Source organism: Neisseria sp. P0006.S004 (assembly GCF_051963015.1).
Classification (GTDB): domain Bacteria; phylum Pseudomonadota; class Gammaproteobacteria; order Burkholderiales; family Neisseriaceae; genus Neisseria.
In genome coordinates this window covers 389130-405596 of record NZ_JBQCUS010000002.1, presented here as the reverse complement: position 1 = coordinate 405596, position 16467 = coordinate 389130, and the positions used below count along the sequence as shown (strand labels likewise).

Sequence of the window (16467 nt, the reverse complement as noted above, 5' to 3'; positions counted from 1 at the left end):
CCGGTTTCCCGATTGTTCAGACGGCCTGACTGACAAATATTCTCAAACAGTTTACGCAAACCAACCGCGTATCCGCTCCAAACCACCAAAGCGCACACACGCATCCGCATTTGCTTCGGTTTTCGGTTTCGCCCGATAAGCAATGCCGAATCCGGCTTCCAATATCATCGGAATATCATTCGCACCATCGCCCATCGCCACCACCTGCCACGGAGCCAAACCCAGACACTCACGGTATTCGCGCAACAAATCCGCCTTAGCCTGCGCATCGATAATCCGCCCTTTCAGACGGCCTGTCAGCTTGCCGTTTTCTACTTCCAACACATTCGCAAAATGGAAATCTAAGCCCAAACGCCGTTGCAAACGTTCCGTAAAAAACGTAAATCCGCCCGACACCAGCATAAACTTCACATCATTCCGTTTGCACGCTTCCAACAAAAATTCCGCGCCCGGCGACAGCTGCAACACATTCTCGTACACCTTTTCCAACACGCGCTCGTCCAAACCGGCCAACAAAGCCACACGCTTACGCAAAGACTGCTCAAAGTCCAGCTCGCCGCGCATCGACTGCTCCGTAATCGCTGCCACTTCATCCTTCAGCCCGACACCGGCCGCAATCTCATCCACACACTCAATCGTAATCAGCGTCGAATCCATATCGCTGACAATCAATCCCAAATCAGCAAAAGCCACATCCGGCAACACCGCGCCATCTATCTGCTGCGCAATCAACGCCGCACGCATCTCGTCCGTCAATTCAAAATCATCATCAACCGGTACACGCAACACCGACTTCCCTGATGGAGCAGACACCAAACCGCCAAACGCCGACCAGTCGCACGCGCCCAAATCCCCATGTTGCAACACCAAAACTTTCTTCATCTCATTCTCCTCATGCCCCAAAACCTTTGCAAACATATCGGGTACACATTCAGCCTAAAACCCCGAAACCGTATTTTTGCAAAAGCCTTAAAAAACCAAAACAGCATTATAGCCGAACAACCCCGGCAATTTTCAGACGGCCTGTAAACAATTCAGCAGAGCTACCAATACCAATCCCTGCATCAACTAACCAAGCAATTACTCAAAAATTTGATTTTAGGCAAGCCGACTAAAAATTTTTGCCAGTAACAGGCAACTTGTGTTAATTTTTCTTACAGTTTCGATATAGTTACTTATAGCTAGTTTGGCACTACTCCTTATATCTAGCTTTCATTGCATTACCACCTCCATTCGTTGCCAACGGCTCCCCTTCCGATGGCAACCTTTTTTTGGCCCGATGATTTAACAATATCAAAATTGAATTAAATAAATGATTTAGAAATTTATATTTAAAAACAAACCCTTCCTCATCTGCGTACACATTTCATGCCTTTCAGCTATTTTATCAATCAGTTTGAAGAAAGCCTCACTTTAACTCAACTCGGTTAGTCAGGAGATTTCAGCTTTCCCCCCCCCGACCGACTCAATCAATATGGCCATGTACACACACATCAGAGTAATGCTCAGAGTATGGCTGCTCCCAATCACTGATACCTGCCGTTTTAATTGTTCTTAGCCTATCCTCTATTACCATCATCTCAAGATTCAATCCCTGTCTGATAGCTCACTGAATTTGAATGAAAAAATTATTTAAATGTTAAAATGTGCAAAGCACTTGCTTTCAATTCTAACAAGGGATATAGTACCAAGTAACTAGTTCTTATTGATGAGAGCTACTCCTTGGATACTTGCCTCCGGTCCTCCAACCCGGGGGCATTTTTTTACATTTTTATTTTGTGTTCGTATGGATAGGATAAAGATAAAAGGTTTTCAAAACATGAGGTCTATAATCTTTGTAAGATATTGGCTATAAATAAAAAACACTAATCTCAAAGCCATAGTCAAATAAAACCGCAAACCACGTTTTCCCAAACTTTCAGGCCGTCTGAAATCCTCTCTCCAATATCGTTAATCCCATATTTCAGATGGCCTGTTTAACCCTCTATTGCAAAGCTTGGCACAAGCACCGCTGACCGACGGCAATCAATTACTATATAATCAAACGCATCGTTATCCCTACAAAGGAGCCACACCATGACCACAAAAATTAAAATTGGTATCGTCGGTGCAACCGGTTACACAGGCGTTGAATTGTTGCGTCTGCTCAGCAGCCACCCCAACGCAGAGGTTACTGCTGTCACCAGCCGAAGCGAAGCCGGTATTGCAGTAGCGGACTACTTCTCCAGCCTGCGCGGCATTTACGACCTTGCATTCCAAACGCCCGAAGATGCCGAGCTTGACCGTTGCGACCTCGTATTCTTCGCCACACCCAACGGCGTAGCCATGAAAGAAGCACCGGTCCTTATCGAAAAAGGCGTACGTGTGATTGACCTGTCTGCCGACTTTCGCATCCGCGACATCCCCACATGGGAACAATGGTACAAAATGACCCATGCCGCGCCGCAACTTGTTTCCCAAGCAGTGTACGGTTTGTGCGAACTTTACAAAGACGATATCGCCAAAGCCATGCTGGTGGCTAATCCGGGCTGCTACCCTACCTGCGTTTCCCTGCCGTTATTGCCACTGCTTCAGGCTGGTCGTCTGAAAGCCAACGTGACGCTGATTGCCGACTGTAAATCCGGTGTTTCCGGTGCGGGTCGCAAAGCCAGCACCCATACCCTATTGTGCGAAGCAGGCGACAACTTCAAAGCCTACGGCGTCGGCGGCCACCGCCACCTGCCTGAAATCCGACAAACCCTGTCCGGACTGCAAGACCATGTTTCAGACGGCCTGATTTTCGTACCACACCTTGTTCCGATGATACGCGGTATGCACGCCACCCTGTATCTGCACCTGCAAGAACATACCGATCCTGAAGCCTTACTGCGCGAATACTACCGCGAGAGTCCTTTTGTCGATATTTTGCCTTCAGGTTCGACACCTGAAACCCGCAGCGTACGCGGCGCCAACCTCTGCCGTATCAGCGTTCAAAGAGCGCCCGAACAAGACGATGTGTGGATTATTCTTTCCGTCATCGACAACTTGGTCAAAGGCGCAGCCGGTCAAGCCGTGCAGAATATGAACATTATGTTCGGACTGCCCGAAACCACCGGACTGACTAATGCACCATTGATGCCTTAAGCCATCCTTATTAAAAACACAAGGCCGTCTGAAACAATGGTTTTTCAGACGGCCTTTATCAATTCATTCACAAACATCACTCATACACCACGCCGGCAAGCATTTCTTCTTCATTCAAGTTGCCGTACTGTTGCTCCCAATCGTGGGTAGCCTCCACCATATCGCATTCTTTGGCGAAGGCAAGCAGCCTGCCGTCCATCTGATCCAGACTCAAACTGCCCAAGCGTTCGCATTCCGAAGCCGTCAAATTACCGTCCGCTTCATGTGCTTCCGAAGATCCGAAAGGCAGGGCAAAAAAACCCAGTACCAACGCCAGTAGCACCCAAAAAATATTTTTACGCGAACGAGTCATTTCACACCTCTCATCATAATCATATAGCAGGTTCAAGTCAGAAAAACTAAACCAAATAAAACCAAACTAAGAAAAATCAAATATAAAACTAGAAATATCGATTTATCTAAGACAAAACGAATAATACTAAGAAAAAATAAAATATGCAATACTTTTTCTTAGATTGAGTAATTTTTTTCTTACAATTTTATAAAAACTAAGGTAAAATACACTCAAATCGTCCAAACCATATAAAAAACATACCTCCATAAAGGCATAAACATGGATACCTTTAAAGACCGCCTGGCTTTCTTATGGAAAGATGAAGCCCGCCAAGCCAAAATTGCCGCCGATATTGATATGACCATCGCCGGATTCAGCCGTATCTGGAACGAAGGCGGCCTGCCGAAATCGGAAACGCTAAAAAAAATCAAACAACTTAAAGGCTGCAGCATAGACTGGCTTTTGACAGGAGAAGGCTCCCCCTTCCCCGATTCCGAAGCCCCAAAAGCCACGGCAACCGACACACTGGGCAACCCTGTCGATATAGACGAATTTGTCTTTGTGCCGCGTTACGACATCCAGGCCGCGGCCGGACACGGTCAGCTCGTCGGCGACGAACAGCCAATGTTCGCCATGGCGTTCCGACGCTATTGGATTGAAAATTATGTAACGCGCGACATCAAAAACCTTTCCGTTATCTCAGTCAAAGGCGACTCGATGGAAGGCGTGCTGAATGATGGCGACACCATCCTCATCAACCACGGCCAAACCACGCCGCGCGACGGCCTCTATGTTTTACGCCTCAATGAAAACCTTTTGGTTAAACGCCTGCAACTGATACCCGGCGGCATCGTCAACGTCATTTCTGCCAACGAGGCCTACCCTACTTTTGAAATCGACTTGAAAAACCCGACCGACGACGTCGCCATCATCGGCCGTGTAGAATGGTTTGGCAGAAGCATCTAAATCTGACATACTGGTGCTTGAAATTTCTGCCATGCCCTCCATGTAAGCTGGCAGACCCTGTCTGCACAAACTTGCCTTGGCTAACGGTTTGCGCGACAATAGTAAAAATATTCATATAAAAGGAATCACATCATGTCAGACGAAAGCCCTATTATCTTTACTGACAGCTGCTGCACCAAAGTTGCCGACCTGATTGCCGAAGAGAACAATCCCGATTTGAAATTGCGCGTATTCGTCAACGGCGGCGGTTGCTCCGGCTTCCAATATGGTTTTACCTTTGATGAAATCAAAAACGACGACGATTTTGAAATCCAGAAAAACGGCCTGACGTTCTTGGTTGACCCGATGAGCTACCAATATCTGGTTGGTGCGGAAATCGACTACACCGAAAGCCTGCAAGGTTCTCAATTCGTCATCCGCAATCCGAATGCCGAAACGACTTGCGGTTGCGGCTCGTCCTTCTCCGTATAAACAATCCGTTTCTTCATGAAAAACAGGCCATCTGTATCTTCAGATGGCCTTTTGTGTGAATTTATTTTAAACAATATTGGATTTATCTTATAATAATAATATCGGGCGTGAATATTTACTCTACAATAGACATAACATTGGACATGCATATTGCCATATAAATAAAAATCATTGTCCAGCCGATTAACGACACAAAGGCACCCCCTATCCGGTCTGCCTAAGACTGCGGCCTCTGTTTTTGCCTGCATCGCAAGCCAAAACAGCTCAAACACAATAACAAAACCTTAGGCTAAACCCATTTGGTTGACGCAGTCGAAATACTCATGGGATATCAATGAGCAAACAAGAAAAATTTTTCGACGTATACGTTTCCTATCCGCCGAACACGGATAGGGAGCGTATCCATGCCTGCCTGTATGACAACCTGCCTGAAAACGAAGTTGAGAGCCTGATTCAAGCCTTGGCCGAACGTCCGCAAGCTATTGTGGCCGAGAAATGCACCCAAGACGAGCGCGAAAATGCGCAGCATTACTTCAGCTATTTGGGTTTGGACGTAATCGTCCGTCAGGCTATGGAGTTGGAAGCGGTTGAAGAAGAACCCGTGTTGGCAGTCAACGCTCCCGACCCTATCCAATGCCCTGTCTGCATGACGATTATTGATGAATTAGACGCACAGGAATGTAAAACCTGCCACTTTGATTTGACAGAGAAAAATGAGCTGGCTATCCAGCGCAAGCGCATTGAATGGCAGGAAAAAATCTCTTTCGAGCATAAAAAACAAACCGAAATTGCCCACAAGCTCAAATATGAACGTGAGCAGGAAGAGAAAAAGCTGCGCAAAAAAATCCGTGCCGAATTGGAATCTCAACTACGCGAAGAATTAGGCCAAAATCCTGAGCTGGCTGCACTTGCAGCGAGGAAGAAAACACAGTTTCTGCTTACAATGGCTATCGTGTTCGCCGTTTTAAGCCTGCTTGCACTCGGCTATATAGCCGCAAAATTCTTCTAAACTGATTCAAAAACTTAAGGCCGTCTGAAAACAGATTTTCAGACGGCCTTTTATTTCCTTATTGATTGAATCATTTCAATCAAGCCTCTTGCACATCAACATCTACAGACCATCTGATTTTACCGTCGCGGTTTTGCTGTAACACCTGCACCCACAAACTCACGGCGCGGTGTAAATCTTGTCGCGATGTCGATTCGAGGAAAACTTGCGCGCGTTCGCGTTCGGCGAGGCGCACCATCAGCATGGGGGCGGCGCCGAACTGGGAGACACTTTCGGGCAAAAGTGGGGCGAGGGTTTCTTTGGCGGTGTTGAGAAATTCCATCGCATCGGCCACGAGCGGCGCGTCGGCGCGGACGGCGGTCTGAAAACCGAAAGGCGGCATGGCGAACATTTGCCGCTCGTTCAATTCGTTTTCGGCAAATACGGCGTAGTCTTGCGCTTTGACGGCAGCGAAGACAGGATGTTCGGGCAGTTGTGTCTGTATCAACACCTTGCCGGGTTTGTCGGCGCGCCCCGCCCTGCCGGATACCTGCATCAGCTCGGCGAACAGCCTTTCCGGCGCACGAAAGTCCGCGCTATACAGGCTGCCGTCGGCGTTCAATACAATAACGAGGTTGAGCCGCGCGAAATCATGACCTTTGGCGAGCATCTGCGTGCCGACCAGAATGTCAATTTCGTTGTCGGCGATACGGCGGTACAAATCCGCCCAATCGTTTTTGTGCGCCGTGCTGTCCCTGTCGACGCGGACGACGGCTGCCTTGGGCAAGAAGGCACGCAAGGTTTCTTCGACGCGCTGCGTGCCGTGTCCGACGGCGGTCAGGTCTTGATTGCCGCAGTCGGGGCATTTGAACGGGATGGGTTCTCGGTGGTCGCAGTGGTGGCAGCGCAGTTGGCGGGCGCGTTGGTGCAACACCATTTTGGCGGAGCAGTTCGGGCAGCCGAAGGTATGGCCGCAGTCGCCGCAAAATAATGCGGGCGCAAAGCCGCGCCGGTTGAGGTACACCAGCGACATGCCGCCTGCTTCAAAATTCTGTTTCAAAAGCTGCAAGGCTTGCGGCGAGAAGCCGTTGTCAAGTTTCAGACGGCCTACGTTGAGTATTTCTACTTGCGGCAGTTGCGCGGTAGCATGGGCGCGCTCGGTCAGTTGTAGCAGGCGGTACGCGCCGCTTTGCGCCTTGTGCCAACTCTCCAAGCTGGGCGTGGCGCTACCCAAGACGACGGGGCAGCCGCTCTGCTTCGCCCGCCACACCGCTAAATCGCGGGCGTGGTAGCGCAATTCGTTGTCTTGCTTGAACGAGCCGTCGTGTTCCTCATCGACCACAATCAGCCCGACATCATCCATCGGCGTGAACACGGCCAGCCGCGTGCCAATGACCAGCTTCGCCTGCCCCAACATCGCGCGCAGATAATCCTGCGTGCGCTTGCCTGCCGCCATCTGGCTGTGCAACACGGCGGTCGGCACGTCGGCAAAACGGTTTTCCACCCGCTTTAAAAGCTGCGGCGTGAGATTGATTTCGGGCAACAGAAACAACACCTGCCGTCCCTGAGCCAACACTTTCGCCATCGCATCAAAATAAACTTCAGTCTTGCCACTGCCGGTAATACCGTACAGCAAAAACGGTTGAAATTTACCAAAGGCCGTCTGAATTTCATCGGAAGCCTTCTGCTGGTCAGCATTTAATACAAATTCAGAGTGCGAAGCCTGCCCGTGGTACGACCTTAAAACGGGTTTCGCCGCTTCCGTCGTTTCAATCCAACCCTGTTCCGCCCAATCTTCGATTAATTTCGCCGCCTGCGCGTTCACCTGCTTCAACGCCGCCATCGTCATTCCGCCCGACAGCAGCGCATCCCACAAAGCCGCTTTTTTATTGAACCGAGCCGGAGGCGGCGTTTGCGCCCTACCCGCTTCGTTCAGCGCGTAAAACAACGGCGGCTTCGGTATTTCCACCGCACGCGTTTCCTTCAAACCCTGCGGCAGCGCGGCAAACACCGCCTGCCCCGTCGGATAGTGGTAATAACGCGACGTAAACGCCAACAAATCACGCCAGCTTTGAGGCAACGGATTTTCTTCTACAAAGGCCGTCTGAACGCTCAAAATCCGCGCCGCATCCATATCGGGGGCAATATCCGTTTCCCACACAATCCCGACAACGGTTTTATTGCGGAAAGGCACAAGCACCCGCGTTCCCGGAGGAAGCGGCTCGGAATGGGAATAAGTCAAAAGGCCGTCTGAAAGCGGCACGTTTACGGCAATACGGTGGTAGAACATACAAACAATCAAATTATTTTTTCGTATTTTAACAGCCGAAAGCTATTTTCAGACGATAATTTGAGCCTGAGTACAATGCAGACATGACGGAGGTTTGATACAATGCCTTACTTTCAACACACGCAAGTCTCTCGCATGAAAACCAAGTTAATCAAAATCTTAACACCGTTTGCCGTCCTTCCTTTGTTGGCATGCGGTCAACCTGCCGTATCCAACGCCAACGCGGCGCCTACTCAGGCTGCCAAAGCGGAAGCACCTGCCGACAAATCTGTTGCCGCTTCTTTGAAAACACGTCTGGAAAAAGTCTATGCCGCCCAAGATTTGAAAGTTTTGAGCGTCAGTGAAACACCGATTAAAGGCATTTATGAAGTTGTCGTCAGCGGCAAACAAATCATCTATACCGACGCCAAAGGCGACTATATGCTCGTTGGCGACCTCATCAACGTCAACACGCGCCAAAGCATGACTGAAGAACGCGCCGCCGATTTGAACAAAATCGACTTCGCTTCCCTGCCTTTGGACAAAGCCATCAAAGAAGTGCGCGGCAACGGCAAACTGAAAGTCGCCGTTTTCTCCGATCCGGACTGCCCGTACTGCAAACGCTTGGAGCATGAGTTTGAAAAAATGACCGACATCACGATTTATACCTTCATGATGCCGATTCCAAGCCTGCACCCTGATGCCGCGCACAAAGCCGAGCTGTTGTGGTGTCAGCCTAATCCGACTCAGGCATGGATTGACTGGATGCGCAAAGGCAAGCTCCCAAGCGGCAAAGCAAACTGCGAAAACCCTGTTGCGGAAACCACTTCATTGGGCGAACAATTCGGCTTCAATGGTACACCGACCGTGGTCTTCCCTAACGGCCGTAGCCAAAGCGGTTACAGCCCTATGCCTCACCTCAAAGAAATCATCGAGAAAAACCAGTAATACAGGGTTTAATCTCCATAAAGGACGCTTTACGCGTCCTTTTTTCATGTCGCCCGCCATCAACTGCTTTCAGACGGCCACGATACAAACAAATACAAAAAAAGGACGTGTCCGCCACGTCCTTTTTCCCTTTACCTTACAGGTAGAATTTCTCAACCACTTTCAGGTTTTCGTCCAATTTGTACACCAGCGGCTGACCGGTTGGGATTTCCAAGCCCATGATGTCTTCGTCGGAAATGCCTTCGATGTGTTTGGCCAACGCACGCAGAGAGTTGCCGTGTGCCGCAACCAATACACGTTTGCCGCTCAAGATGGCCGGGGCGATTTGGTCTTCCCAAAAAGGCAGGACGCGTTCGAGGGTAACTTTGAGGTTTTCACCATCGGGAATAACATCGCTAGGCAGGTTGGCATAGCGGCGGTCGTTGTGGGCGGAATGCGGGTCTTTAGGATCAAGCAGCGGAGGCAGGGTGTCGTAGCTGCGGCGCCAAATGTGGACTTGCTCGTCGCCGTATTTTTCTGCGGTTTGTTTTTTATCCAAACCTTGCAGCTGGCCGTAGTGGCGCTCGTTCAAACGCCATGATTTGATTTGCGGAACAAACAGTTGGTCGGATTCTTCCAAAACGATGTTACAGGTTTTGATGGCGCGGGTCAGGACGGAAGTAAAGGCGATGTCGAATTCATAGCCTTTTTCTTTCAGCTTTTTACCTGCTGCGGCGGCTTCTGCCAAACCTTGCTCGCTCAACTTGACGTCGCGCCAGCCGGTGAAAAGGTTTTTCGCGTTCCATTCGCTTTGTCCGTGACGGATGAATACTAATTCCATGATTGTTTGCTCCAATGAAGTTTGGGAAAAGGTATTTATAGCACACTTTGCCGCCGCGCTGATAACGTCGGCGGTTTCTTTTGATATGTTGCAAGTTTGCTTCTAGTCTTCAGACGGCCTTGTCGGAAGGTAAACGTCAAACCGCGTGCTTTTGCCGGTGTATTGATAAGCAGGTTTGCGCCCGTCAAGAAATTCGCCCAAGCGCGGGCGTTTGACGACAATGCGCTTTTTGGCGGTATTCAACGCTGCGTCCAACAACTCGGCTTCGTCTTGTGCCGCGCCGACCAAGTCGTGGAAATAGGCCATTTCTTTTTTCACGGCGGCGGTTTTGCGGCGTTCCGGGTACATCGGGTCGAGGTACACCACATCGGGTCTGCCTTTTTGCGCGGCCAATTTCTGCATTAAATCAACGGCATTGCCGAAGTGCAAAGTAATTCGCTGGGCAATCTCCCGTGTCTCTTCACTTTGTCCTGCCCTGTTGAGGCCGTCTGAAAGTAGACAGGCAACAGCAGGATTTTGTTCAAAAGTGTGTACATTCAAGCCCAACGAGGCAAGCACGAAGCTGTCGCGTCCCAGTCCACCGGTAGCGTCCCAGACAGTCGGTTGCGCAGTATGGTTGACGGCTTTGGCAATCAACTCACCTCCGCCTTTAGTACGCCGGTAATGGGCGGCACCGCCATCAAAATCAACGCGGACACGGCCTTTTTCACCTGCGCGGCACAAGCTGATGCCGCTTTCGTCAGCGATAAGGAAACTGTCTTCTTCAGGCTGCCGGTCGATAACGGTCAGCCCGAACGGCTCGGCAAGGCTGCGAAGTTCGGCAGATGCGGTTTCGTCAAAATAAATCTTGTACATGATGCCCATGTTTCAGACGGCCTTGAAAACTCAGGCCGTCTGAACGTTTTAATTGATGTCCAAGCGTTCCATGCGGTAGCGCATAGAGCGGAAGCTGATGCCCAAAAGCTTGGCGGCTTGGGTACGGTTGTAACGGGTTTGCTGCAAAGCCTGCTCGATGATGCTACGTTCCACTTGGTCGAGGTAATCCTGTATCTGCATGGTACGCGGATCAAACGGTGGAATGGGGCTATGATTGAGCGTAGTTTCGCGCGCGTCAGGTTCGGCAATATCGTCAAAAGAGAAGCCGCTGCGTTCAGCCTTAACCTGTGGGGCGTTTTGAATCTGCAAGTCGTCCACTTGTATCACTTGGCCGACCGTCAGTGCAACTGCGCGTTCGAGGATATTCTCCAACTCGCGGAAGTTGCCGGGATAGCTGTAATGCAACAGGGCTTCTTGGGCTTTCGGGCTGAGTTTGTAGGTTTGATTGCCGTGACGGTGTTTATACAGCAGATACAGAATCAGCGCGCCCAAGTCTTCGCGCATTTCGCGCAAAGGCGGCATGTGCAGGGAGACTACGTTGAGGCGGTAATACAAGTCCTGACGGAATGCGCCGCTTTCGACCAAAGCTTCGAGGTTTTTGTGGGTTGCACAAATAATGCGCACATCCACAAAGGTTTCCCGCGCATCGCCGATACGGCGCACGGCTTTTTCTTGAATGGCGCGCAGAAGTTTGACCTGCATGGCAAGCGGCAAATCGGCAACTTCGTCAAGGAACAAAGTGCCGCCGTCGGCGTGTTGGAAAAAGCCGAGACGGTCTTGATCTGCGCCGGTAAAGCTGCCTTTTTTGTAGCCGAAAAATTCGCTTTCCATCAGATTTTCAGGAATGGCACCGCAGTTGACAGCAATAAACGGTTTGTCGGCGCGGTCAGACAACTCATGAATAGTACGTGCTGCCTGCTCTTTACCTGTACCGGACTCGCCAGAGATATAAACGGGAACAAGGCTGCGGGCCAATCTGCGAATCAGGTGGCGCACTTCGACCATTTGCGGCGAAGTACCTAATAGGCGAGGCATATCGTCCTCGCCTTCCAATATAGGTGCGTCTTGTTGCAAAGCAGGATTGATGCTGCCGGCCGAAAAACGCTCTTTTAAGGAATTGAGCCCTTCCGGAACAGTCAAAGGCCGGTTAAATTCACTCTGTACGCTCTTAGGAGGCGTTACAACAGGCTTAGCCGGCTGAGGTTCGGGTTTATACAGGGCAGCAGAAACAGGCGCAGGCTGCAATTTGACTTTTTCAGACGGCGTGGGTTCGGTAGCATTATCGGAAACCGACACTGCCGATTTAACCAATGAACGCAACTGCGACAGCGTAATCGGTTTTTGCAGATAATCAAACGCCCCTGCTTTCAAGGCTTCAACGGCTTGGTCGGCATTGCCAAAAGCCGTAATCACGGCAACGGGTGTGTCGAGCATCAACTCGTCGATGTATTGGACAACCTCGAGGCCTGAGCCATCGGGCATACGCATATCAGTCAGCACCAGCGAATAATCGTTGTTGTCCAGCTTGTCTTTGGCTTCTTCAACACCAGCCGCAGTATCGACGCGCAGACCCATTTTCATCAGGGTCATTTCCATCAGATCACGGATGTCTGCCTCGTCATCGACAACCAAAACCGGCTCTTGCAATTTATTCATCCTGCGCTTGCTCCTTCGGTAAAATCAATTCAAACCCGTTCATTTCAGGGTGATAATGCAGCTGCCCCATATTGGCGTGTGCCAACTCGCGTGCGACGTAAAGCCCCAAGCCGGTGCCTTGTTTTTCGGTGGTGTAAAACGGCTCGAACAAATGATTTCGTACATCAGGCGGCACGCCTTTGCCGTTGTCCGCTACTACGATGGAAATATGCATCCTGCCGCTTGAACGGATAAGGACGGTAATGGCATTTTCGTCCTGACGGCTGTGTCTCCAAGCGTTGTTGCACAAGTTCCACATCACTTGCTGCAAATGCATGGGGTCAACCAATACGGTCAGATTGTTGCCGTCCATATTCATACGCAGACAACCGATGGCATCGGTATTGTTCAAGGTAAATTCCTGCTTGAACTCCAACCAGAATTTCATCAGATTAATCGGCTGGCGGCTGATGTTGTCTCGTTTGTTAAGCAGGGATACGTCTTCCAACATCTTGTCGATGCGTTGAATATTGCTGTCGATGATGTTGTAGAGCTTGGCCTTGAGCGGATCTGCCTCATCGCCTTCTTGCAACAAATCGCTGGCATGACGGATGGCGGACATCGGGTTGCGGATTTCGTGGGCAAGGTTGGCAGTTAACTGTCCAAGCGAAGTCAGCTTGGTAGACATGGCCTCCGCAGCCACTTCACGCAATGAGCGGACGTACAACATCAGCAGCTCGGTTTGCTCCTGAATCAGCGGAACGGCTCGGACGTGCATGGCGTGTTGGAAAATATGGATATCGGTTTCAAAAGGTTTGTCGGGTTGACGCTGCCAGCGAGCCACCAGTTCGCCGAACACGATTTCCTGCTGATCGATAATCAGGCTGGGGAAATAGATTTTTGCCTGTTTGTTAAACAGCCACACGCGTTGGGTCGCATCAATCACCACAACCGCTTCCTGTACGCGGTTCAAAACCAAATGGTTCAAGCCGCTGATACGGCGGTAGGCCAGTTGATGGCGGCTGGCGGACTCTGTGGCCTGCTCCAGATAACGGGCGGCAAACGAGGTCAGCATCGCCACCAGATAGCTGGCGCCGATCAGCATCAAAGAATTCGCCACTGATTTTGCATCCCAATTAAATGAATCGAAACGCATACTGCCGTCTAAAAACAGGTTCAAAATAAACAACATTGCCGTATAGCCTGCATACAGCATAGGATAGTGGCCATAACTGAGCAGACACGACGTGGCGACAAACGGCAAAACCAAAATTCCGAAACCAGAAGCCGTACCGCCGGAGATATACACCAAAACCATCATCATGGTGATGTCGACCACGGCACTGGCATTGGGCAAATCCAAAGACTGCCACTGCCAGCCCGGGCGGAGCACGGAGAGCATAATCAGGAAGAAATACAGCGTTACCCAGATATAAAACTCAACGGCCGGCAACGAAACGCCAATCAGGTTGCCACCCGTGTAGCTGCCGAACGCGTGCAAAACCAAAAGCGGCAAGACGATGGCTATTCGGGCAATGTTGATTACACCGGGAATCCGCTCCCTCAGATTACCCAGTTCTTGAAGATTGGCTCTGTTCATAAGTGAACCTTTTTTATTATCATGCAATGTCGTATAAATTTAATTTATTTAGATATATTTGTTCTTGTTTCAGGACAAACTTTTCAGACGGCCTGATATTTCCAATACCTTGCCTTTTTTACCGCGTTTGCCGTCAATATCGGCAATACGCAGTTTTTCCTGATGTTCTGCGCCGCGTCGGCCGACCGATACAACGGTAAACTCAGGAGAGGTCGTCACCATAATGTGTTCCAAAGATGCACCCTCAGCCAACGACATCAGCTGCAAACCGCGGCCTTTAGGCATGACTTTGAGTTCGCCGATGGAAAACGCCAAGAGACGGTGGTCGCTGCTGGCCAGTACGACTTTGCAGTCGGGATTGATCAGCGAAGAAGCATAGACGGCAACCGGCGGCAGGACGGTTTCGCCGCTGTCCACGGTCATGATCACTTTACCCGCTTTCACGCGTCCGATCATATCGGCCAACTTGGTGATAAAGCCGTAGCCGCCGCTGCCTGAAAGCAAGTAATGCTGTTCGGGCTGACCAGTGAGCATGGCGACGGGTTTCGCGCCGTTTTGCAGCTCGATTAAGGATGAAACCGGCACGCCGTCGCCGCGTCCGCCGGGGATTTCGGCGGCATCAAGCGTATAGGTTCTGCCCAATGAATCCAGGATGACGACGGGTAAAACCGTGCGGCCTTCGATGGTTTGCTTGAGGCGGTCGCCTTCTTTGAACGCGGTTTGGCTCAAATCAAGGTTGTGTCCGGCACGGCTGCGTATCCAGCCTTTTTCCGACAGAATCAGCGTGATGGGTTCGTCGGCGGTGGTTTGTGTCAGCACGGCGCGTCCGGCCTCTTCCACCAGCGTGCGGCGCGCGTCACCAAACTGCTTCATGTCCGCCTGCATCTCTTTGATAATTAGCTTACGTTTTTCGTTTTCGTCGCCCAAAAGAATATTCAGACGACCTTGTTCTTCGCGCAACTCGTTCAATTCTTTTTCGAGTTTGAAACCTTCCAAACGCGCCAACTGACGCAGGCGGATTTCCAAAATGTCTTCGGCTTGGATTTCGGTCAGCCCGAACGCCGCCATTAAATCGGCTTTCGGATCATCTGATTCACGAATGACTTTAATCACTTCGTCAATGTGCAGAAAGACTTTCAGACGGCCTTCGAGGATGTGCAACCGTTTTTCCACTTGACTCAAACGGAATTTCAGACGGCGTGTTACGGTAACGACGCGGAAATCCAACCATTCCTGCAAAATCGTTTTCAGGTTTTTCTGCGCAGGGCGGTTGTCCAAACCCATCATTACCAAGTTCATGGACACATTGCCTTCCAGAGAAGTCTGCGCCATCAGCGTGTTGATGAAAGTATCCGTATCGATGCGGCTGGATTTTGGTTCAAATACAAGACGCACAGGATGTTCGCCGTCTGACTCGTCGCGCACGCGGTCGATTAAATCCAGCATCAGCTTTTTGGTGTTGAGCTGGTCTTGGTTGAGCTGCTTTTTTCCCGCTTTCGGTTTCGGGTTGGTTTGTTCTTCGATTTCGGCAAGGATTTTGGCGGAATTGGCGTTCGGCGGCAGCTCGGTCACAATCACGCGCCATTGTCCGCGCGCCAGCTTCTCGATTTCATAACGCGCACGCACGCGCACGCTGCCTTTGCCGGTTTCGTAAATCCGGCGCAATTCGTCCGCTGGCGTGATAATTTGGCCGCCGCCGGCAAAATCGGGCGCAGGGATGTATTGCATCAGGTCGGCGGTTTCCAGCGTCGGCTTTTTCAACAACGCAATCGCCGCCTGCGTAACTTCGTTTAAATTGTGCGATGGGATTTCGGTCGCCATACCCACCGCAATGCCCGACGCACCGTTGAGCAACACCATAGGCAGACGGGCGGGCAGGTGTACAGGTTCGTCAAACGCGCCGTCGTAGTTCGGCACAAAATCCACCGTCCCCTGATTGATTTCGGACAACAGCAATTCCGCAATCGGCGTCAGCCGCGCTTCGGTGTAACGCATCGCCGCCGCCCCGTCGCCGTCGCGCGAACCAAAGTTGCCGATGCCGTCGATTAAGGGATAGCGCAAGGTAAAATCCTGCGCCATGCGAACCATCGCTTCATAGGCAGAACTGTCGCCGTGCGGATGGTATTTACCCAAAATCTCGCCGACCACGCGTGCCGATTTCACCGGCTTCGCCCCCGCCGTCAAACCCATATCGCGCATGGCAAACAAAATACGCCGTTGTACAGGCTTTTGGCCGTCTGAAACTTCAGGCAGCGCGCGGCCTTTGACCACGCTCATGGCGTATTCGAGATAGGCGCGTTCGGCGTATTGACCTAACAGCAGGTAGTCTTCACCGACAGGAGATGGACTTGGAGCGGAAATGTGTTCTGTCATCAGGATGGTAAAACGAAATAAATTAAAGAAGGATATTGTAAAGCAAAATCGGTAGTCATAGCCA

The 16467-nt window shown here is 50.7% G+C and carries 13 protein-coding genes; 5 read left to right on the top strand and 8 right to left on the bottom strand.

All coding sequences use genetic code 11. The features are described from left to right. Nucleotides 1-51 precede the first annotated feature (51 nt). A complete protein-coding gene (gene serB / locus ACTHR2_RS04920; RefSeq protein ID WP_440375423.1) occupies nucleotides 52-882 on the bottom strand; it encodes a phosphoserine phosphatase SerB in 831 nt (276 codons plus the stop codon). 1194 nt (nucleotides 883-2076) lie between these two features. On the opposite strand from serB, the gene argC reads away from it, so the two are divergent. After that, nucleotides 2077-3123, top strand: coding sequence for an N-acetyl-gamma-glutamyl-phosphate reductase (argC, locus tag ACTHR2_RS04915; protein ID WP_263340509.1), 1047 nt, complete (start codon nucleotides 2077-2079; stop codon nucleotides 3121-3123). A gap of 76 nt (nucleotides 3124-3199) precedes the next feature. Here argC and ACTHR2_RS04910 read toward each other — a convergent pair whose 3' ends face one another. Then, nucleotides 3200-3475: a hypothetical protein gene (locus ACTHR2_RS04910; RefSeq protein ID WP_003748371.1), complete on the bottom strand. Its 276-nt coding sequence runs from the start codon at nucleotides 3473-3475 to the stop codon at nucleotides 3200-3202. A gap of 261 nt (nucleotides 3476-3736) precedes the next feature. Here ACTHR2_RS04910 and ACTHR2_RS04905 point away from each other — a divergent pair, with 261 nt between their 5' ends. The 3 genes from ACTHR2_RS04905 to ACTHR2_RS04895 all read left to right on the top strand — a co-directional run bounded on the left by ACTHR2_RS04905 (nucleotide 3737) and on the right by ACTHR2_RS04895 (nucleotide 5903). Then, nucleotides 3737-4423, top strand: coding sequence for a S24 family peptidase (locus ACTHR2_RS04905; protein ID WP_003680158.1), 687 nt, complete (start codon nucleotides 3737-3739; stop codon nucleotides 4421-4423). A gap of 132 nt (nucleotides 4424-4555) precedes the next feature. Next, complete coding sequence (gene erpA, locus ACTHR2_RS04900; protein ID WP_003680162.1) at nucleotides 4556-4894, top strand: iron-sulfur cluster insertion protein ErpA; 339 nt, start codon at nucleotides 4556-4558, stop codon at nucleotides 4892-4894. A gap of 334 nt (nucleotides 4895-5228) precedes the next feature. Beyond that, a complete protein-coding gene (locus tag ACTHR2_RS04895; RefSeq protein WP_107857922.1) occupies nucleotides 5229-5903 on the top strand; it encodes a hypothetical protein in 675 nt (224 codons plus the stop codon). A gap of 79 nt (nucleotides 5904-5982) precedes the next feature. Here the strand turns inward: ACTHR2_RS04895 and ACTHR2_RS04890 are convergent, their stop codons facing one another. Beyond that, a complete protein-coding gene (locus tag ACTHR2_RS04890) occupies nucleotides 5983-8172 on the bottom strand; it encodes a primosomal protein N' (protein WP_440375422.1) in 2190 nt (729 codons plus the stop codon). 135 nt (nucleotides 8173-8307) lie between these two features. Here ACTHR2_RS04890 and ACTHR2_RS04885 point away from each other — a divergent pair, with 135 nt between their 5' ends. Further along, on the top strand, nucleotides 8308-9099 hold the full coding sequence (locus ACTHR2_RS04885) for a DsbC family protein (protein ID WP_263340493.1): 792 nt from the start codon (nucleotides 8308-8310) through the stop codon (nucleotides 9097-9099). A gap of 136 nt (nucleotides 9100-9235) precedes the next feature. Here the strand turns inward: ACTHR2_RS04885 and ACTHR2_RS04880 are convergent, their stop codons facing one another. From ACTHR2_RS04880 to parC, 5 genes are all read right to left on the bottom strand, one after another. Further along, nucleotides 9236-9919 (bottom strand): 2,3-diphosphoglycerate-dependent phosphoglycerate mutase, encoded by a 684-nt coding sequence (locus ACTHR2_RS04880; protein WP_036493345.1) that lies wholly within the window; start codon nucleotides 9917-9919, stop codon nucleotides 9236-9238. Nucleotides 9920-10021: 102 nt separating this feature from the next. After that, entirely contained in the window at nucleotides 10022-10774 is a 753-nt protein-coding gene (locus ACTHR2_RS04875; RefSeq protein WP_107696838.1) for a class I SAM-dependent methyltransferase, read from the bottom strand. A 48-nt stretch (nucleotides 10775-10822) separates the two neighbouring features. Next, entirely contained in the window at nucleotides 10823-12451 is a 1629-nt protein-coding gene (locus ACTHR2_RS04870) for a sigma-54-dependent transcriptional regulator (RefSeq protein ID WP_263340488.1), read from the bottom strand. After that, nucleotides 12444-14030 carry a two-component system sensor histidine kinase NtrB gene (locus tag ACTHR2_RS04865; RefSeq protein WP_440375421.1) on the bottom strand — a complete coding sequence of 529 codons (1587 nt, stop codon included), beginning with the start codon at nucleotides 14028-14030 and terminating at the stop codon, nucleotides 12444-12446. The genes ACTHR2_RS04870 and ACTHR2_RS04865 overlap by 8 nt, the downstream gene beginning before the upstream one ends. A gap of 69 nt (nucleotides 14031-14099) precedes the next feature. Next, the gene (parC, locus tag ACTHR2_RS04860) at nucleotides 14100-16403 is read right to left on the bottom strand and encodes a DNA topoisomerase IV subunit A (RefSeq protein WP_004518843.1); all 2304 of its coding nucleotides are present in this window, start codon (nucleotides 16401-16403) and stop codon (nucleotides 14100-14102) included. Nucleotides 16404-16467: the final 64 nt, after the last annotated feature.

Coding starts and splice junctions, on each gene's coding strand:
- ACTHR2_RS04905 (WP_003680158.1), top strand. CDS start 3,737: ATGGATACCTTTAAAGACCGCCTGGCTTTCTTATGGAAAGATGAAGCC.
- ACTHR2_RS04910 (WP_003748371.1), bottom strand. CDS start 3,475: ATGACTCGTTCGCGTAAAAATATTTTTTGGGTGCTACTGGCGTTGGTA.
- argC (WP_263340509.1), top strand. CDS start 2,077: ATGACCACAAAAATTAAAATTGGTATCGTCGGTGCAACCGGTTACACA.
- ACTHR2_RS04870 (WP_263340488.1), bottom strand. CDS start 12,451: ATGAATAAATTGCAAGAGCCGGTTTTGGTTGTCGATGACGAGGCAGAC.
- ACTHR2_RS04865 (WP_440375421.1), bottom strand. CDS start 14,030: ATGAACAGAGCCAATCTTCAAGAACTGGGTAATCTGAGGGAGCGGATT.
- parC (WP_004518843.1), bottom strand. CDS start 16,403: ATGACAGAACACATTTCCGCTCCAAGTCCATCTCCTGTCGGTGAAGAC.
- ACTHR2_RS04895 (WP_107857922.1), top strand. CDS start 5,229: ATGAGCAAACAAGAAAAATTTTTCGACGTATACGTTTCCTATCCGCCG.
- ACTHR2_RS04885 (WP_263340493.1), top strand. CDS start 8,308: ATGAAAACCAAGTTAATCAAAATCTTAACACCGTTTGCCGTCCTTCCT.
- serB (WP_440375423.1), bottom strand. CDS start 882: ATGAAGAAAGTTTTGGTGTTGCAACATGGGGATTTGGGCGCGTGCGAC.
- ACTHR2_RS04890 (WP_440375422.1), bottom strand. CDS start 8,172: ATGTTCTACCACCGTATTGCCGTAAACGTGCCGCTTTCAGACGGCCTT.
- ACTHR2_RS04875 (WP_107696838.1), bottom strand. CDS start 10,774: ATGTACAAGATTTATTTTGACGAAACCGCATCTGCCGAACTTCGCAGC.
- ACTHR2_RS04880 (WP_036493345.1), bottom strand. CDS start 9,919: ATGGAATTAGTATTCATCCGTCACGGACAAAGCGAATGGAACGCGAAA.
- erpA (WP_003680162.1), top strand. CDS start 4,556: ATGTCAGACGAAAGCCCTATTATCTTTACTGACAGCTGCTGCACCAAA.